The sequence below is a fragment of the Microbacterium sp. UBA7513 genome, assembly GCF_002478345.1.
Lineage (GTDB): Bacteria > Actinomycetota > Actinomycetes > Actinomycetales > Microbacteriaceae > Microbacterium.
In genome coordinates this window covers 287,837-305,272 of sequence record NZ_DLNJ01000007.1, presented here as the reverse complement: position 1 = coordinate 305,272, position 17,436 = coordinate 287,837, and the positions used below count along the sequence as shown (strand labels likewise).

The 17,436-nt window shown below is 69.8% G+C and carries 22 protein-coding genes; 12 read left to right on the top strand and 10 right to left on the bottom strand.

Features of this window, described 5'->3' with window-relative positions:
• Nucleotides 1-2: 2 nt before the first annotated feature.
• Nucleotides 3-635: a uracil phosphoribosyltransferase gene (gene upp / locus B2W79_RS04320; RefSeq protein ID WP_025104476.1), complete on the bottom strand. Its 633-nt coding sequence runs from the start codon at nt 633-635 to the stop codon at nt 3-5.
• A gap of 81 nt (nt 636-716) precedes the next feature.
• Here upp and B2W79_RS04315 point away from each other — a divergent pair, with 81 nt between their 5' ends.
• Entirely contained in the window at nt 717-1,172 is a 456-nt protein-coding gene (locus tag B2W79_RS04315; protein ID WP_071327589.1) for a nucleoside deaminase, read from the top strand.
• A gap of 4 nt (nt 1,173-1,176) precedes the next feature.
• On the opposite strand, the gene B2W79_RS04310 is transcribed toward B2W79_RS04315, so the two are convergent.
• Nucleotides 1,177-2,148 (bottom strand): cation diffusion facilitator family transporter, encoded by a 972-nt coding sequence (locus B2W79_RS04310; RefSeq protein ID WP_292787437.1) that lies wholly within the window; start codon nt 2,146-2,148, stop codon nt 1,177-1,179.
• A 59-nt stretch (nt 2,149-2,207) separates the two neighbouring features.
• Between B2W79_RS04310 and proC the strand changes: the two genes are divergently transcribed.
• Complete coding sequence (gene proC, locus B2W79_RS04305) at nt 2,208-3,047, top strand: pyrroline-5-carboxylate reductase (protein ID WP_292787436.1); 840 nt, start codon at nt 2,208-2,210, stop codon at nt 3,045-3,047.
• 225 nt (nt 3,048-3,272) lie between these two features.
• Here the strand turns inward: proC and B2W79_RS04300 are convergent, their stop codons facing one another.
• The 4 genes from B2W79_RS04300 to B2W79_RS04285 all read right to left on the bottom strand — a co-directional run bounded on the left by B2W79_RS04300 (nt 3,273) and on the right by B2W79_RS04285 (nt 7,793).
• The gene (locus tag B2W79_RS04300) at nt 3,273-4,865 is read right to left on the bottom strand and encodes a hypothetical protein (protein WP_292787434.1); all 1,593 of its coding nucleotides are present in this window, start codon (nt 4,863-4,865) and stop codon (nt 3,273-3,275) included.
• The gene (locus B2W79_RS04295; protein WP_071327585.1) at nt 4,847-5,623 is read right to left on the bottom strand and encodes an ABC transporter ATP-binding protein; all 777 of its coding nucleotides are present in this window, start codon (nt 5,621-5,623) and stop codon (nt 4,847-4,849) included. Before B2W79_RS04295 ends, B2W79_RS04300 begins: the two co-directional genes overlap by 19 nt.
• 75 nt (nt 5,624-5,698) lie before the next feature.
• Nucleotides 5,699-6,370 carry a potassium channel family protein gene (locus tag B2W79_RS04290; protein WP_025104470.1) on the bottom strand — a complete coding sequence of 224 codons (672 nt, stop codon included), beginning with the start codon at nt 6,368-6,370 and terminating at the stop codon, nt 5,699-5,701.
• Entirely contained in the window at nt 6,363-7,793 is a 1,431-nt protein-coding gene (locus tag B2W79_RS04285) for a TrkH family potassium uptake protein (RefSeq protein WP_071327584.1), read from the bottom strand. Before B2W79_RS04285 ends, B2W79_RS04290 begins: the two co-directional genes overlap by 8 nt.
• Before the next feature lie 104 nt (nt 7,794-7,897).
• Between B2W79_RS04285 and B2W79_RS04280 the strand changes: the two genes are divergently transcribed.
• The 10 genes from B2W79_RS04280 (at nt 7,898) to B2W79_RS04235 (ending at nt 13,354) form a co-directional block, all read left to right on the top strand.
• The gene (locus tag B2W79_RS04280; RefSeq protein WP_025104468.1) at nt 7,898-8,314 is read left to right on the top strand and encodes an ArsR/SmtB family transcription factor; all 417 of its coding nucleotides are present in this window, start codon (nt 7,898-7,900) and stop codon (nt 8,312-8,314) included.
• A gap of 243 nt (nt 8,315-8,557) precedes the next feature.
• Nucleotides 8,558-9,361, top strand: a complete 804-nt coding sequence (locus B2W79_RS04275) for a cyclase family protein (RefSeq protein WP_292787431.1) — start codon at nt 8,558-8,560, stop codon at nt 9,359-9,361.
• Nucleotides 9,362-9,436: 75 nt separating this feature from the next.
• Nucleotides 9,437-9,628: a helix-turn-helix domain-containing protein gene (locus B2W79_RS04270; protein WP_025104463.1), complete on the top strand. Its 192-nt coding sequence runs from the start codon at nt 9,437-9,439 to the stop codon at nt 9,626-9,628.
• Nucleotides 9,629-9,742: 114 nt separating this feature from the next.
• Entirely contained in the window at nt 9,743-9,841 is a 99-nt protein-coding gene (locus B2W79_RS04265) for a 30S ribosomal protein bS22 (protein WP_003792170.1), read from the top strand.
• Between the two features lie 79 nt (nt 9,842-9,920).
• A complete protein-coding gene (locus tag B2W79_RS04260; RefSeq protein WP_025104462.1) occupies nt 9,921-10,223 on the top strand; it encodes a rhodanese-like domain-containing protein in 303 nt (100 codons plus the stop codon).
• Nucleotides 10,220-10,516 (top strand): glutaredoxin family protein, encoded by a 297-nt coding sequence (locus tag B2W79_RS04255; protein WP_102208046.1) that lies wholly within the window; start codon nt 10,220-10,222, stop codon nt 10,514-10,516. The genes B2W79_RS04260 and B2W79_RS04255 overlap by 4 nt, the downstream gene beginning before the upstream one ends.
• A complete protein-coding gene (locus B2W79_RS04250) occupies nt 10,513-10,815 on the top strand; it encodes a Dabb family protein (RefSeq protein WP_071327581.1) in 303 nt (100 codons plus the stop codon). Before B2W79_RS04255 ends, B2W79_RS04250 begins: the two co-directional genes overlap by 4 nt.
• Nucleotides 10,816-10,957: 142 nt before the next feature.
• The gene (locus B2W79_RS04245) at nt 10,958-11,770 is read left to right on the top strand and encodes a basic amino acid ABC transporter substrate-binding protein (protein ID WP_292787426.1); all 813 of its coding nucleotides are present in this window, start codon (nt 10,958-10,960) and stop codon (nt 11,768-11,770) included.
• A gap of 34 nt (nt 11,771-11,804) precedes the next feature.
• The gene (locus B2W79_RS04240) at nt 11,805-12,602 is read left to right on the top strand and encodes an amino acid ABC transporter permease (RefSeq protein WP_060921705.1); all 798 of its coding nucleotides are present in this window, start codon (nt 11,805-11,807) and stop codon (nt 12,600-12,602) included.
• The gene (locus B2W79_RS04235; protein WP_060921706.1) at nt 12,599-13,354 is read left to right on the top strand and encodes an amino acid ABC transporter ATP-binding protein; all 756 of its coding nucleotides are present in this window, start codon (nt 12,599-12,601) and stop codon (nt 13,352-13,354) included. Before B2W79_RS04240 ends, B2W79_RS04235 begins: the two co-directional genes overlap by 4 nt.
• A gap of 97 nt (nt 13,355-13,451) precedes the next feature.
• Here the strand turns inward: B2W79_RS04235 and B2W79_RS04230 are convergent, their stop codons facing one another.
• The 4 genes from B2W79_RS04230 to B2W79_RS04215 are packed head-to-tail and all read right to left on the bottom strand — an operon-like array spanning nt 13,452 to nt 17,402.
• Nucleotides 13,452-14,543 carry an ABC transporter ATP-binding protein gene (locus tag B2W79_RS04230; RefSeq protein ID WP_071327579.1) on the bottom strand — a complete coding sequence of 364 codons (1,092 nt, stop codon included), beginning with the start codon at nt 14,541-14,543 and terminating at the stop codon, nt 13,452-13,454.
• Entirely contained in the window at nt 14,540-15,331 is a 792-nt protein-coding gene (locus B2W79_RS04225) for an ABC transporter permease (protein ID WP_071327578.1), read from the bottom strand. The genes B2W79_RS04230 and B2W79_RS04225 overlap by 4 nt, the downstream gene beginning before the upstream one ends.
• The gene (locus B2W79_RS04220) at nt 15,328-16,266 is read right to left on the bottom strand and encodes an ABC transporter permease (RefSeq protein WP_396654723.1); all 939 of its coding nucleotides are present in this window, start codon (nt 16,264-16,266) and stop codon (nt 15,328-15,330) included. Before B2W79_RS04220 ends, B2W79_RS04225 begins: the two co-directional genes overlap by 4 nt.
• Complete coding sequence (locus B2W79_RS04215; RefSeq protein WP_292787420.1) at nt 16,263-17,402, bottom strand: ABC transporter substrate-binding protein; 1,140 nt, start codon at nt 17,400-17,402, stop codon at nt 16,263-16,265. The genes B2W79_RS04220 and B2W79_RS04215 overlap by 4 nt, the downstream gene beginning before the upstream one ends.
• Nucleotides 17,403-17,436 lie beyond the last annotated feature (34 nt).

Sequence of the window (17,436 nt, the reverse complement as noted above, 5' to 3'; positions counted from 1 at the left end):
GGTCAGACGGTGCCGTAGAGGCGGTCGCCCGCATCGCCGAGGCCGGGCACGATGTAGCCCTTCTCGTCGAGACGCTCGTCGAGCGCTCCGAGGACGAGGGTCACATCACGGTCGCCGGCCATCGCCTCGATCGCGGCCACGCCCTCCGGGGTGCCCAGCAGGCAGATCGCCGTGACGTCCTTCGCGCCGCGGTCGAACAGGAACTGGATGGCCGCGGCCAGAGAGCCGCCGGTCGCGAGCATCGGGTCGATCGCGAAGCACTGACGGTCGGAGAGGTCGTCCGGAAGCCGCTCGGCGTAGGTGGTGGGCTCAAAGGTCTCCTCGTCGCGGACCATGCCGAGGAAACCGACCTCCGCGGTGGGGAGGAGCTTGACGAGGCCTTCGAGCATGCCGAGACCGGCGCGCAGGATGGGGACGACGATGGGTCGCGGCTCGGAGATCTTCACACCCGTGGTCGTGGTGACCGGCGTCGTGATCTCGATGGGAGTGACCTTCACATTCCGCGTCGCCTCGTACGCGAGGAGCGTCACGAGCTCTTCGGTCAGCTGGCGGAAGACCGGCGACGGGGTGCGCGCGTCGCGCAGCACCGAGAGCTTGTGGGTGATGAGAGGGTGGTCGGCGACGTGAACACGCATGGATACAGGCTAATGCGCGCCGGGTCCGCGCACGACATCGGGTGCCGTGGCGGCCGCCTCGCGCTGCCGTAGGCTCGGGGCATGACCGCCGCCGACCGCCTCGCGATGCAGCGCGCACTCGAGCTCGCCGCCGAGGCCGCGACCGCGGCGGAGATCCCCGTCGGCGCCGTCGTGCTCGACGCGGAGGGCCGTGTCCTGGCCGAAGGGCGGAACACCCGCGAGGCCACGCACGACCCGACCGGGCACGCCGAGATCGAGGCGATCCGCGGCGCGGCATCGGTCCGCGGGTCGTGGAACCTCGACGGCTGCACGCTCGTCGTCACCCTCGAGCCCTGCGTGATGTGCGCCGGTGCGATCCTCCAGGCGCGCATCGGCCGCGTGGTCTTCGGGGCGTGGGACGACAAGGCGGGAGCGGCCGGCTCGATGTACGACGTGTTGCGCGACCGCCGCCTGCCCTACCGTGCCGAGGTGATCGGCGGCGTGGACGAGCACGCGTCCATCGCGCTGTTGCGCGCCTTCTTCGAGGACCGTCGCTGAACGCTCAGTCCGAGGACTTGAGGACGAAGACGTCCGTCGAGGGCTCCGGATCGATCGCGGGACGGTAGACGTCCGGCTCGATGTAGACGACCCGGGCGACCGGCACGGCGGCGCGGATGCGGGCCTCGATCTCGTCGATGTCGTCCGCGACCTCGCGCAGCGGCTTGTCGGCGCTGAGCGCGATCTTCGCGGCGACCATCAGCTCGTCGGGCCCCAGGTAGAGGGTCTTCATGTGGATGATCTTCTCGATCTCCGGACCGTCGTTGATCGCGTCCACGATGCGGTCGTAGTCGGTGGGGGTCGCGCCCTCGCCGACGAGCAGGCTCTTCGTCTCGACCCCCAGCACGATCGCGATGAGCACGAGGAGGACACCGATCATCACCGTGCCGAGGGCGTCGAAGACGGGGTTGCCGGTGAGGAGCGTGAGGCCGACGCCGAGCAGGGCGAAGGTGAGGCCGGTGAGGGCCCCGACGTCTTCCAGGAGGACCACAGGGAGCTCCGGTGCCTTGGACCGCCGGACGAAGGAGAACCAGGACTGGCCCTTCTCGCGGACGACATTGCTCTCGCGCACGGCGGTGCGGAGCGAGAACGACTCCAGGCCGATCGCGATGAACAGCACGACGAGCGGGAGCCACCACCAGGTCTGGTCGATCTCATGCGGGTGGGTGAGCTTCTCCACGCCTTCGTAGATCGCGAAGAGTCCGCCGACGGAGAAGAGGATGATCGACACGACGAACGCGTAGACGTAGCGTTCGCGTCCGTAGCCGAACGGGTGCGAGCGGTCCGCGTGGCGCTTCGCCTTGCGCCCGCCGAGCATCAGCAGGAGCTGGTTTCCCGAGTCGGCGACGGAGTGGATCGCCTCGGCGAGCATCGAGGCCGAGCCGGAGAGAGCCCACGCGAGGAACTTCGCGAGAGCGATGCCCAGGTTCGCCAGGAACGCCGCGACGATGGCCTTGCTGCCTCCGGATGCACTCATGCGACGAGTCTAGGACGGCAACACGGCCGTCACAGGAGCGCCCGCCGTAGGATGACGACATGGCTGATGCGCTCCCGTCCCTCGCGTTCCTCGGTGCCGGTTCGATGGGGGGAGCGATCCTCCGCGGTGTGCTCGCCTCGGGGGTCCCTGTGGACGGAGGGATCACCGCGACGAACCGCACGCCGGAGAAGGCGGAGGCATTCGCGGGCCTCGACGGCGTCACCAGCATCGCGCTGTCCGAGCGGCCGGAGGGCAATGCCGACGCGGTGGCCGGCGCACGGGTGGTCCTGGTCGGGGTGAAGCCGGCGATGGTCCCCGATCTCCTCCGTGAGATCGCGCCGCACCTCAGCCCGGAGACCGTCGTGGTGAGCCTCGCCGCGGGGGTCACGCTGCAGACCTTCGCGGATGTCCTCGGCCCGGAGGCCCGCGTCATCCGCTCGATGCCGAACACCCCGTCGACGATCCGCAAGGGGGTCACCGGGCTCGCGACCGGCGCCGCGGCGACTCCCGACGACCTCGCGCTCGTGCGCCGTCTGTTCGAGACGGTGGGGGCGGTGGTGGAGGTCCCCGAGTCGCAGATCGATGCGCTCTCGACGATCTCGGGCTCCGGTCCCGCCTACGTCTTCCTCCTCATCGAGGAGTTCACCGCGGCCGCGCGGGAGATGGGCTTCGCCGACGCGGACGCCCGTCTGCTGGCGGAGCAGACGTTCATCGGCGCGACGGCTCTGCTGGACTCGACGGGGGAGGACCCCGCCGAGCTGCGCCGCCGGGTGACGAGCCCGAAGGGGACGACGGAGCGCGCGGTCGCCGTGCTCCAGGACGCCCACCTGTCCGACACCTTCGCCACTGCCGCTGCCGCCGCCCTCGCTCGCGCGAAGGAGCTTGCCGCCGGCGCCTGATCCCACCTGCCTGTTCCCGCGCGCTCCCACCCCGCGAGGACAGGCGATCACGCGAGTTCAGGCAGCCAGGACCCCTGGAGCCTGAACTCCCGCGAGTGCCTGTTGCGGCGAGGCGTCGCGGGAGCAGGCGACCTCGCGAGAGCAGGCGATCACGCGAGTTCAGGCAGCCAGCAGCCCTGGAGCCTGAACCCGCGCGAGTGCCTGTTGCGGCGAGGGGCCGGGCGGCTAGGCGTCGCTGCCGACCTCGGCGAGCACCTCGGGCCAGCGCCGTTGCAGGACGCGACCGCCGAGCACCGTGCCACCCCAGATCGCGGCACCCCCGAGGACGACGGCGGCCGCGAGGCTCGCCCAGCCCAAGGGCGGGATCCAGATCGACGCGATCGCGAAGCCGAGGGCGGGACCGCCGAGCAGCAGCGTGATCGGCGACATGATGAGCATCGCGAGGAAGGACTGCGCGCCGCCGGAGGAGCCGCGTCCGAACGGGTTGGCCTCGGGTGCCGGAGCGCGCCCCGGCAGGAACGCTCCCACCCAGGAGCCCGCGCCCGCCGACACCGCCATGAGCCCGAGCGCGGCGCCCAGGCTGCCCGGAAGCAGATCCGGACGTCCGGCCAGCAGACAGGTCACCACGCACAGGAGGATCGTGATCGGCACGGCGACCAGCGCGAACCCGAGCAGCCGTCCAACGCGGTCGGCCGTCCCGCTCACCCCGGTGAGGATGTGCAGCGCGACCGCGTCGTTGTCGTACGCGATCGCCATCTGCACGATGCTCCCGGCGAGCAGGGCGTTGATCGCCGGGATGAGGGTGATCGCGGGTGCGAAGCCGGTACTGTCCTGCTGCAGTCCGTTCATGAGCGCGAGTCCGAGGAAGATCGCGGGGAGCAGCAGGAGCATCACGATGTTGACGACCTGACGCGGGTCGCGGCGGAAGTAGCGGAGCGTCCGTCCCGCGATGGCGCCGACGGGTCCCGCGGGCAGCAGGCGGTCGAGCACGCCTCCCGAGCGCACGCGTCCGCCCCCGCTCGACTGCAGGGGTGCGACGAGGCGCGCGGCGAGCATCCGGCGCGCGGCGACCCAGAAGACCGCCAGGGTGGCGGCGGCGACGAGCAGCCGCAGGACGGCGGTGACGACGTCGCCCTGTGCCACGGCGGCGGGGACTCCGAACACGGCGGCGACCGGCGTCCACGCGGCGATCTCGGCGACCGCCGCGAAGGCGCCACCGACGTCGCGCACGGTCGACAGCGCCTGCAACCCGATGTTGAGGAGGAGGCCGGACGAGGCGAGCAGGACCACGCCGAGGGTGAGGACGAGGTCGCGCGTCCGCCGGCGGGCGAGCCATCCCGCGAGCAGTCCGCTGACGACGCGGGCGCCCAGCACGCAGGTCGCGAGAGCCACGGGGACCATGAGCACCGCGACCAGGAGGGCCGGAACGCTGACCGACCATCCCACGAGCATCAGCAGCAGGGCCAGGGCGGTGCCGATGCCGCCGATCGTCGTCATCCCCGCCACGACGAGACCGGGGAGGAGGGTGCGGGCGGTCACCGGAAGCAGGGCGAACCGCTCGGGTGCCAGCGAGTCGTCCGCACTGACGAGGATCGACCCGATCCACCACCCGAGCACGACGATGGCGCCGGTGAGCACCATCGCGGTCACGGCGACGTCCGGAGCGCCCACCCGCAGCGCGATCAGACCGACGGTCAGCAGTCCCAGCATGCTCAGCGCGACGAGACCCACGATCACGAGGGTCACGATCATCCAGGGGTTGCGGGAGAGCTGATGCCCGAGCTGTCGCAGCCGCAGACCTACGAGGAGCGCAACCACGCGAGGGTCTCCGTTCCGAGGTCGTGCGCGCCGACGAGGCTGAGGAAGCGCTCCTGCAGCGTGAGTCCGGCCCGAACCTCGTCGAGGGCGCCGTGGGCGAGCAGACGCCCCTCGGCCACGATGGCGACGCGGTCGCACAGCGACTCGACGAGCTCCATGACGTGGCTGGAGAGGACGACCGTGCCGCCGCCGTCCACGAAGGAGCGCAGGATCTGCCGGATCGTCTGCCCGGAGACCGGGTCGACGGCTTCGAGGGGTTCGTCGAGGATCAGCAGCCGGGGCGCGTGGATGAGCGCGCAGGCCAGGCCGATCTTCTTCTTCATGCCGGCCGAGTAGTCGACGACGAGGGTGTCGCCCGCCTCCGTCAGGCCAAGGGCATCGAGGAGCTCGCCGGAGCGGGAGACGACCTCCGCCTCCGGCATGCCGCGCAGCAGGCCGGTGTAGCGCAGCAGCTCCGCGCCGCTGAGCCGGTCGAGCATCCGGATACCGTCGGGGAGCACGCCCATCCGCGCCTTCGCGGCGGCAGGGTCCTGCCAGACGTCGGCGCCGAGCACCCAGGCCGTCCCGGCGTCTGGGCGCAGGAGCCCGGTGGTCATCGCGAGCGTCGTCGTCTTGCCCGCACCGTTCGGGCCGAGCAGCCCCAGCATCGAGCCCGCGGGGACGTCCAGCGACAGCGCGTCGACGGCGACCTTCTGGCCGAACTGCTTGCGGAGCCCGCGGAGGGCGAGGACGGGCGGTGCGGGGGCGTGATCGCTCATGCCCCCATCCCACCACGGGCGTCGCAGAGGCCGCATCCACCGCGGGGAGGACTCCCGCCGCGGTGAGGACCCGGCTCAGCGGTCGAGGGCGGCGAAGCGCTCGATGTCGCTGTTCGTCCCGGAGACGATGATGAGGTCGTGGTTGGTCACGATCGTGTTGGCCTCCGCGTAGCGGAACGGCTTGCCCGGGCTCTTCACGCCGACGACGGTGACCTTGTACTTCGAGCGCACACCGGACTCGTTCAGACCGACGCCGCGGATGAACTTCGGCGGGTACATCTTGGCCAGGACGAAGTCGTCGTCGAAGCGGATGAAGTCGAGCATGCGCCCGCTCACGAGGTGGGCCACGCGCTCGCCGGCCTCGCGCTCGGGGTAGATGACGTGGTTGGCGCCCACGCGGGCCAGGATCTTGCCGTGCGACTGCGAGACCGCCTTCGCCCAGATCTGCGGCACCTTGAGGTCGACGAGGTTGGCCGTGATGAGCACGGACGCCTCGATCGAGGAGCCGACGGCGACGACCGCGACCTGGAAGTCCTGGGCGCCGATCTGGCGGAGGGCATCGATGTTGCGGGCGTCGGCCTGCACCGTGTGCGTGACGCGGTCCGACCACTTCTGCACGAGCTCGAGGTTGTCGTCGATCGCGAGCACCTCGCGGTCGAGGCGGTCGAGCTCGCCGGCGCAGGCGGCGCCGAACCGGCCGAGACCGATGACGAGGACGGGAGCGTCCCCCCGAAGGACTTCAACCAACGATCGGCCTTTCCACGGGCAGTGAGTAGTACTGCGTGCGCGATGTCGCGGCGACTGCCGCAGCGAGAGTCACTGTACCAACGCGGCCCATGAAGATCGTCGCGGCCATGACGTACGAGGCGGAATCCGGAAGCTCCCCGGTGAGGCCCGTCGAGAGCCCGACCGTGCCGAACGCGGAGATGACGTCGAAGAGCACGTGGCTGATGTCGGCCTTGGTGATCTGTGCGATCACGATGGTCGACAGGGCCACGATCGTGGCGCCCCAGGCGACGACGCTGAGGGCGACGCGCTGCACGTCGCTGGGGATGCGGCGGCCGAACGCCTCGACGGACTGGCGGCCCTTCGCCTCGGACCAGACCGCGATCGCGAGGACTGCGAGCGTGGTCACCTTGATGCCGCCCGCCGTCGACGCGGACCCGCCGCCGACGAACATGAGCATGCTGGCGGCGAGCAGCGACGAGCCGTTGAGATCGTCCATCTCGATGACGTTGAAGCCGCCGGAGCGGGTCATCGCGGAGAGGAAGAACGCCTGGAAGGTCGTGTCCGCCGCGTCCATGGACCCGAAGGTCTTGGGGTTGTCGTACTCGAGGATGAGGAAGGCGGCGGCGCCGAGAATGAAGAGCAGCACCGTGGTGACGATGGTCAGCTTCGAGTGCAGCGACCACCGCTTGACGTGCCAGACGTGCTTCGCGAGCGTGTAGATCACCGGGAAGCCGATGCTCCCGAGGAACACGCCGACCATGAGCAGCGACAGCACGAGGTAGTCGTCGGCGAAGACGGCCACCCCGCCGTCGTTCGGGGCGAAGCCGGTGTTGGTGAACGCCATCGCCGCGAAGTACGGGGCCTCCCAAAGCGCGGCGATCGGGTCGACCCCGGCCATCACCAGCGCCGGGTAGAGGAGGGCGGCGAGGGCGGCTTCGATGAAGAGGGCGGAGACGGCGACCGTGGTGAGCAGCTGGCCCACCTCGCCCAGCCGCACCGTCTGGCTCTCGTTCACCACACCGCCGTGCGCGCGGAGCGGGTTCGTGTCGCCCGCCGCCATGAGCTTCGCCCGGAGCCCGAGGCGCTTCGAGATGAGCATCCCCATGAGGGAGGCGAGGGTCAGCACGCCGAGGGCGCCGATGTTGACGCCGATGAACACGACGACGTGTCCGAAGGGTGACCAGTGGTTGGCCATGTCGACGGTCGCGAGGCCCGTCACGCAGATCGTGGAGACGGCGGTGAAGAGGGCGTCGCTGAGCGGTGTCACCGTGCCGCTGGCGGACGCGATCGGCAGCGAGAACAGCACCGTGAACACGAGGATCAGCAGTGCGAAGACGGCGATGGCGAACCGGGACGGCGACGAGGTGATGAGGTGCTTCACCCGGCCGGCGGCTCCGGGGAGACCGGTGCGGGGGGACGACGCCGAAACGATGCCCGACATCGCTGCCCCCTTCTTCTGCGCCGTCCGTTCCACGGCCGCACCACGGCGCCTCTCGCCGAGCCTTCGTCATGGTACTCCGTGCCGGGGCGCACTACCCTGATCACATGACGGACATCTTCGACGTGATCGCAGACGGTACGAGGCGCGACATCCTCCAGCTCCTGCTCCGACGCACGTCCGAAGGCGAGTCCGGCACGAGCGTGAGCCAGATCGTGGCCGACCTCGGCATCAGCCAGCCCACCGTCTCGAAGCACCTCAAGGTGCTCCGCGACGCCGAGCTGGTCACCGTCCGCGAAGACGGCCAGCGCCGCTTCTACAGCCTTTCCGTCGCGCCGCTGGAAGCCGTCGACGACTGGCTGGTCCCGTTCCTCGTCGACGCGTTCGGCGATGCGGCGCCGGACATCGCGTACCCCGGCGCCCCGATCCCCGACGGAGCCGCACACGCGGCCGAGGTCGTCGGGCGTGCGGCCGCCTCCGCCAAGCACGTCGTCACGAACGCACTGAAGCGCCTCGGCGCCTGATACCGCGCCTCGCACCGGCGGAGAACCGCCCCCGACAGCAGGGGGGATGCCGTCGGGGGCGGTGTGCGGACCCCAGATCCGCGCGGACTCGGCAGGTGCCGGCACGGGTCCTGCACCGACACTGGCAGGGCTGTCTGAGCGATCGGGCAATGCGGGCTATGAGCGGGCTGGACGCCGGTGTGCCGGTTCGAGCAGGGCGGGCGCGCACATCACGGTCTCGGCTGTCTCCGGCAGGATGAGCGCATGACGGACGAGTACCGCGCGCATTTCGACTTCGCGATCACCTTTGCCAACGGCGGCGGACTGCAGGGGCAGGGGTTCCGGCTCGACCTGCCGCGGAAGGACGTGACCGCTGCCGAGGTCTCCGGTCTGCTCGTGTCGCACCTCGGTCTGGCCCTCGTAGGCGAGGTGGAGCTCCGCGACCTGCGGATCGTCGCCGAGCCGCACAGGGGCAGTCGCGGCGTCACGGCTCCGGCCCCCGCAGACCGCACCGAACGGGTCGTCGACCTGAGCCACCCGATCGCGGAGGGCATGGTCGCCTATCCCGGGCTGCCGGCGCCGACCATCACCCCGCACCTCACCCGCGCGGCGCTCGACCTCGACACTCTCGTGGACCTGCCCGCCGAGGTCTTCCACCTCCGCGACGCCTGGACGTCCGAACGCCGCGGTATCAAGGCGCCGACGCTCGCCGACCGCGAGCTCCGCGGCAGCGCGGTGCTCCTGGATACCGGCTGGAGCCGGCTGTTCGGCACGCCCGCCTACGGCACCGGCTCGCCCTTTCTCGAGGAGGACGCCGCGCGCTTCCTCGTGGACGCGGGGGTGAGTCTGGTCGGCATCGACGCGCTCAACATCGACGACACGGAGAGCGGCGGGGAGCGGCCGGCGCACAGCATCCTCCTCGCGGCGGGCGTGCACGTCGTCGAGCACCTCACCGCTCTGGATCACCTCCCCGCGCGCGGGGCGCGGTTCACCGCGGCCCCTCCGGCGATCCGCGGGTTCGGCACGTTCCCGGTCCGGGCGTTCGCGACCGTGCCTACATCCCACTGATCACAACAGCCACGCGGGTTTACACGCGTCCCAGCGACCCCATAGAGTGTGCTCATCGAGAAAGGGGTACGTGGGATGCCCGAGGTTCCAGACGTCCGATTCCTGACGGTGGCCGAAGTCGCCGAGCTCATGCGCGTGTCCAAGATGACCGTGTACCGGCTCGTGCACGCCGGTGACCTCCCCGCCATCCGATTCGGACGGAGCTACCGCGTGCCGGAATCCGCCGTCGCGGAGGCTCTGCAGCGGCCCATCGCCGACGCCGGCTGACGGAGGGCGCGGGGCACCCTCCTGAGTTTGCTAGGATGATCCGAGGCATTTTTCGTGCTCGTACCCGGGTGTCCGATTCCGGCGACACCCAGCCCCTGACTTAGTGAGGTTTCCGTGGGTTCTGTCATCAAGAAGCGCCGCAAGCGCATGGCGAAGAAGAAGCACCGCAAGCTGCTTCGCAAGACTCGCCACCAGCGCCGCAACAAGAAGTAAGCGGCCAGACACCGAGCGCCTGTCTTCGGACGGGCGCTTTGTGTCTCTGCGCGCCGTTCCGCACCGCCGAGAGGATGTCATGAAGTCGATCACCGTCGCCGAACTCGCCGAGCGCTCCGGCACGCCCCTCATCGATGTCCGGGAGGTGCACGAGTTCCAGGCCGGCCACGTCCCCGGCGCCGTGAACATCCCGATGTCCGAGATCGGCAACCGCCTGGACGAGCTTCCCGCCGAGTCGTTCGACGTGATCTGCCAGGCCGGCGGCCGCTCGGCCCGTGTGGTCGAGGCGCTTGAGGCCCGCGGCTACGACGCCACCAACGTCGAGGGCGGCACCGGCGAGTGGATCGCCCAGGGACGCGAGGTGGAGGTCCCGTCGTCGTGACGACGCTGACCCTCATCGGCAAGCCCGACTGCCATCTGTGCGCCGTGGCCTCCGAGGTCGTCGACGCGGTCGTCGCCGAACTGCCGGACGCCGCCGCGGAGCGCATCCAGATCGTCGAGGCGTCGATCCAGGACGACCCTGCCCTGTACGAGCAGTGGTGGGAGAAGATCCCGGTCGTCCTCATCGACGGACGACTGCATGCGCACTGGCGCGTGTCCCCCGACCGGCTGCGCGAAGCGCTGGAGGAAGCCGTCGGCGCGGAGGCCCGTGCCGACCAGAAGGAGCTGCGATGACCATCCGCCATGTCGTGACCTGGAAGCTCGCCGCGGAGGACGCGGAGGAGCGGCAGGCCCAGGCGGCCGAGGTCGCCCGCCGCCTCAACGCCCTCGACGGGGTCGTGCCGCAGCTGCGCAGCATCTGGGCCGGTGCGAACGACGTCTACCCCGACGCGAACTGGGACGTGACCCTGGTCGCGGACTTCGACTCCGTCGCGGACCTGGAGCAGTACCAGGTGCACCCCGCGCACGAGGAGGTCGCCGCATACATCCGCTCGGTCGTCTCCGGCCGTGTGGCGGTCGACGCCGAGCTCTGAGCGTCGAGCCGTGGCCCCCGGCACCGAAACACAAACGTAATGCGGCGCGAGGGGATGTCATTGGTCACGCGACGAGCCGCATGTTTAGATGAACTCCTACCCGTCCGTGGGCTCACCCGCCCCCCGACTCCCAGGAGCCGACATGTCCCGTCGTAACCTCTTCGCCGGCCTCGCGATCGCGGCCACCGCCACCCTCGCGCTCGCCGGATGCGCCACCGGCTCTTCCGACGCGGGCAGTGGCGGCGAGTCCGCTGCCGGTGACGACTACGGACTCATCGAGGCGGGCAAGCTCACTGTCTGCTCCGACATCCCCTACCCGCCGTTCGAGTTCGAGGGTGACAACGGTGAGTACACCGGCTTCGACATCGACCTCCTCGGTGCGATCGCCGAGCAGCTCGACCTCGAGCTCTCGGTGCAGGATGTGGGCTTCGATGCGCTGCAGTCCGGCACGACTCTCGCCGCCGGCCAGTGCGACATCGGTGCCTCGGCCATGACGATCACCGACGAGCGCAAAGCCAACATCGACTTCTCGGACCCGTACTACGATTCGCTGCAGTCGCTGCTCGTGCGCACCGACTCGGGCATCGAGTCCATCGACGACCTCGATGGCAAGAACGTCGGCGTGCAGCAGGGCACGACCGGCGAGGCCTACGCCACGGAGAACGCGAAGGGCGCGCAGCTCGTGCAGTACCCGTCGGACGGCGAACTGTGGCCCGCGATGCAGGCCGGGCAGATCGACGCCATCCTGCAGGATCAGCCCGTAAACCTCGAGCACGAGAAGGCTGACTCCGCCTACAAGATCGTCGAGACCTACGAGACCGACGAGTCCTACGGCTTCGCGTTCGCCAAGGGGGAGAAGGACGAACTCCGCGAGGCCGTGAACGAGGCTCTGCAGGAGCTCCGGGACAACGGCGAGTACGACACCATCTACAACGAGTACTTCACGGCCAACTGAGTCGAGAGCTGAGTCGGTCGGGAGGACCTTGACAATGGCGTTGAGGCGCACCACGAAACAGAAGCTGTACCGGTACTCGATCTACGCGGTGCTGCTCGCGATCGTCGTCTGGGCGATCGTCAGCACCGACTGGGCGCGGATCGCGCAGCTTTACTTCAACCCCGAGGTCGCGGCGAAGATGCTTCCGGGCATCATCACCACGGCGCTCGTCAACACCCTGTGGTTCACGGCGGTGGCGTTCGCAGGCGGCTTGCTGCTCGGCATCCTGCTGGCGCTGATGAAGCTCTCGGTGATCGCGCCGTTCCGGTGGATCGCGACGGCGTGGATCGAGCTGTTCCGCGGTCTGCCCGCGATCCTCACGATCTTCGCGATCGCGTTCATCCTGCCGATCGGCCTCGGTGTGCCGGCGACCCGCCTCGGCGGGCCGGTCGTCCTGGGCCTGATCGGTCTGATCCTCGTGGCCTCCGCCTATATGGCAGAGACCATTCGGGCCGGAATCCAGGCAGTGCCGAAGGGACAGACCGAAGCGGCGCGTTCGCTCGGCATGTCGCCCATGAAGACGACCTTCTGGATCGTGGTCCCGCAGGGCTTCCGGATCATCATCCCGCCGCTGACGAACGAGTTCGTGCTGCTGCTGAAGGACACGTCGCTGCTGTTCGTCGCGGGCTCCTTCATCTGGTCGAAGGAGCTCACGAACTTCGCCCGCGACGCAGCGACGCAGAACGCCAACGGAACGCCGCTGATCATGGCGGCGATCCTCTACCTGATCGTGACGATCCCGCTCACGCGTCTCAGCGCGTGGCTGGAGCGTCGGATGGCGAGGACACGATGAGCACCGACCTGATCGACGTACAGGCCCCGGCGATCGCGATCCAGGACCTGCACAAGAGCTTCGGCGACAACGAGGTGCTCAAGGGCATCGATCTGACGGTTCTGGCGGGCGAGGTCGTCTGCGTGATCGGCCCGTCCGGTTCCGGGAAGTCGACGCTGCTCCGCTCGGTGAACCTGTTGGAGGAGCCCACGGGCGGCAAGGTGCTCATCGAGGGCATCGACATCACCGATCCCGACATCGACATCGACCGCGTGCGCACCCGTATCGGGATGGTGTTCCAGAGCTTCAACCTCTTCCCGCACCTCAGCGTGCTCGGCAACCTCACGATCGCGCAGCAGCGGGTGAAGAAGCGCTCGAAGGCCGAGGCGGAGAAGGTCGCCCGCGCCATGCTCGAGCGCGTCGGCCTCGCGGAGAAGGCCGACGCGTACCCCGGGCACCTCTCGGGTGGGCAGCAGCAGCGGGTGGCCATCGCCCGGGCGCTGTGCATGAACCCCGACATGATGCTGTTCGACGAGCCCACATCGGCCCTCGACCCCGAGCTCGTCGGCGAGGTGCTGCAGGTCATGCGGTCGCTGGCCGACGAGGGCATGACGATGCTCGTCGTCACGCATGAGATGGGCTTCGCGCGCGAGGTCGGTTCGCGGCTGATCTTCATGGACGGCGGACACATCGTCGAGGAGGGCGACCCCCGCGAGGTGCTGGCGAATCCGCAGCACCAGCGCACGAAGGACTTCCTCTCCCGCGTCCTGTAGTTCTCGCCTCGGGTGTCGCCGAGACCCCGGGCATTCGCCGAGACCCCCGGCTGCAGACGTCTGCAGCCGGGGGTCTCGACGTCAACCCGGGGTCTCGTCAGCCGCGGGGGCGCGCGACCACCGGGACAGGGGTCACCGCGATGCGGACGCGGTCACCGAACGACGGGTGCAGGGCGGGATCGTGCTGCACGCGGACGAGCTCGCCCGACTCCGTGCGCACGAGGGTCCGCCGCATGCTGCCGAGGAACGTGCTCTCCTCCACGAGGGCATCGGTGGCGGCGTCCTCCGCGGTGGTGAAGCGCACGTTCTCCGGACGGAGGTACACGTCGACGGGGCCGTCGGCGGGGGTCTGCAAGGGGAGACGTTGCCCCCACACGACGACGTGCTCGCCGTCCGCGACGCCGGAAACGACGCTGGAGAGGCCCACGAACGCGGCGACCTCGGCGGTCGCGGGAGTCGTGTACAGCTCTTCCGGGGAGCCGATCTGCTCGATGCGACCGGCGTTCATGACCGCGATCCGGTCCGACACCGCGAGGGCCTCCTCTTGGTCGTGCGTGACGAAGACGGTCGTGATGCCGAGCCGCAGCTGGATGCGCCGGATCTCGTCGCGGAGCTGCACGCGCACCTTGGCGTCGAGAGCCGACAGGGGTTCGTCGAGCAGAAGCACCCGGGGTTCCGTGACGAGGGCGCGAGCCAGGGCGACCCGCTGCTGCTGTCCGCCGGAGAGCTGATGCGGGAACCGGTCGGCAAGGTCGGCGAGGCCCACGAGGGCGAGCGCATCAAGGGCACGCCGCGCCGCCTCGGTCTTGCCGACACCTCGACGACGGAGCCCGAAGGCCGTGTTGTCGACGACGCGGAGGTGCGGGAAGAGCGAGTACGACTGGAACACCATCCCGATGTCGCGCCGGTTCGTCGGCACTCGCGAGACGTCCCCGCCGCCGAGGAGGACGGTTCCCTCGTCGGCGCCTTCCAGTCCCGCGAGCACACGGAGCAGCGTCGTCTTGCCGCAGCCGGAGGGACCGAGCAGCGAGACGAACTCCCCGGGGGCGATGTCGAGGTCCACGCCGTGCAGCACCCTCGTACCGCCGTAGCTCTTGACGATGCCGTGGAGCTCGACCCGCGTGCCGTCGCCGGCCTGGGCGAGCAGCAGGTTGTCCTTGGTGCGCGGGAGTGCGTGATCGAGGGTCATGAGCGGGCCTTTCGCGGACCGCGGGCGACGCGGCCGATGAGCAGGAGCAGGAGGAAGACGAACGACAGGGCGAGCAGTGTGAAGATCGCGGGCGCATACGGGTCCTGCTTCTGCACCACGACCATCGCCGTCTGGAAGACCTGCCGGTTGAGGAGGGACGCGATCGTGAACTCTCCGAGCACCACCGCGATGGAGATCAGCGAGGCGGCGAGCAGGCCCTGTCGGAGGTTCGGCGCGACAACGTGGAGCACGACCGTCGGCCAGCCCGCCCCGAGCGAGCGCGCCGCTTCGGACAGCGTGCGCAGATCGGCGGCATCGATCGAGGCCTGGATCGAGCGGAAGGCGAAGGGGAGGACGGTGACGCCGTAGGCGAAGGCGAGGGTCCAGGTGCCGGTGCCCACGGTCCGACCGATCTGCAGGTAGATCGGCGCGAGCCCCACCACGAGCACGATCGCGGGGATCGAGATCGGCAGAAGCGCGACGAACTCGAAGGCTGCCGTGAGCCGGGGGAAGCGGAGGTTCACGAGGATCATCGTGGGGGCCAGGAGGAACAGCACGATCGCCACGGTGACGACCGCGAGGACCAGCGAGTTCCCGAGACCCGTCCAGAGGGGCTTCAGGGCTGCCGACGCCGCGGGGTCGAAGAGGGCGGTCCAGTGCGCGAAGGAGAGCCCGTCCGTGCCTCGGAGCGTGAAGAGGAACGTCGACACGAGGGGCACCGCGAAGAACGCCCCGACGACGATGCCGATCACCGCACGGGTCGCGCGCGACGGGGCGAGGCCGTTCATGCCTGCCACCGCGCGGCACGTCGCTGGATGAGCGAGTACAGCGCCATCACGACCCCGACCACGATGATCATGCCGAGGGCGAGAGCGCCGGCGAGGTTCTCCCGGCCGAGCAGGGTCTCGCTCGTGAGCGCGGTACGGATCTGCAACGGGACGATCTGGGAGCCCTGACTCGCGAGCGCCGCGGCCGTGGCGTACGAGGAGAACGCGTTCGCGAAGAGCAGCAGCAGGCTGGCGAGGAACGACGGCGCCAGCACCGGGAGGCCGATCCGCAGCCAGAAGCTCGCCCTGCTGCCCCCGAGGGTGAGGTTCGCCTCGACCCACTGCGGCTTCAGGGCGGCGAGGGCGGGTAGGAAGGTGATGACCATGAGCGGCACCTGGAAGTAGATGTACGGAAGGATGAGGCCGGGCAGCTCGTACAGCCACGTGCCCTCGGCGAAGATGTCGACGCCGAACGTGTCACGGAGGAAGACCGTGACCACGCCCTGGATTCCGATCGTGGCGATGAAGGCGAAGGCGAGCATGACCCCGCCGAACTGCGCGAGGACCCCGGCGGCCGCGTCCACGGAGCGCCGCACGACGCCGTCCGGGTTCATGCCGAGGAGAGCGTAGGCGACGAGGGCGCCGACGAGGGCGCCGACCGCCGCGGTGAGCAGCGACAGCCCCGCCGAGTTCGCGAAGGTCGTGAGCACCACCGGGTCGCCGAGGGCGGCGACGTTCGTCCAGGTGAAAGCGCCGTCGCCGTCGAAGAACCCGGAGCCGATCGCGAGCACGGTCGGCACGGCGAGGAAGAGCAGCACGTAGGCGGCGAACGGTACGAGTCCCAGCCACGCCACGGACGGCGCCGACCGTCGGGCCCGCGTGTGCGACGCGGGTCCGGCGGCGGTGGCGGGGGCGGACGCCGCGGCATCCACCCCCGGTGCGACGACGGAGGTCACTGGACCGCCGCTGCCCACTTCTCGCCGAGCAGCGTGCCGGCGTTCTCGGACTGCTCCTCGGTCGGCACGACGGTCTGCTCCGGAGCGTCGGGGAGAGCGGCCGCGAGCTTCTCGTCGATCGTGCCGGCCTCGGTCATCGCCTCCATGCGCACCGGACGGGCGCCGCCCTTCAGCCACAGGTTCTGCACCTCGTCGCTGTAGAGGAACTCCTGCCACAGACGCGCGGCCGCCGGGTTCGGAGCGTCGACGTTGATGGCCTGGTTGTAGTAGCCCGCGTAGCCGGTGCCGTCGAAGACCACGACCTTCCAGTCCGGGTTGTCGGCCGTGTGCGCCGCGTTCAGGTAGTCCCAGTCGAAGACGACGGGGGTCTCGCCGCTGGCGACGGTCGCGGTCGTGACGTCGACCTTGAGGAGGTTCCCGGCCTTCTGCAGGTCGGCGAAGAAGTCGATGCCCGGCTGGAAGTCGTCCAGCGTGCCGTCCGACTGCACGGTCGCCAGGCCGACGGCGGCGAAAGCCGCGCCGGCCTGCGTCGGGTCGCCGTTGATGGCGATGGCGCCCTTGTAGTCGGCGGAGAGGAGGTCGGACAGCTCCGCCGGCGCCTCGAAGGCGGAGGAGTCGTAGCCGATCGACATGTAGCCGCCGTAGTCGCCGACGAAGAGGCCGGTGGGCTCCTTCAGCTCGTCGGGGATGTCGTCCCAGGTCTGGACCTTGTACGGGGCGAAGGCGTCGGTGTTCTGCAGGGCGACGGTCAGGCCGAGGTCGAAGACGTCGGGGGCGGTGTCGAGGCCCTTGTTCGTCTCGGCCGCCTGGATCTCCTCGGCGCTGGAGACGTCGGGCGAGGCCTCGTTGACGGTGATCTCGGGGTACTTCTCCGTGAACAGGTCGAGGATCTCGCCGTAGTTCGCCCAGTCGCGGGGGAGGGCGATGACGTTGAGCTGACCCTCCTCCTTCGCGGCCGCCTCCAGGTCGGCGAACGAGCCGAAGTCCTCGACGGAGGTCGCGCTCGCCGCGTCCACGGCGTCGTCACCGGCGGCCGGGGAGTCGGTCGCGGAGGCGCAGGAGGTCAGAGCGATGACGGCCGTGGTGGCCAGGGCGATGCCGGCGCCGATGCGTGCGCGGCGGATGGAGCGTGCCATGAGTGTCCTCTCGGTGTCCGGCGCTGTGCGCCGG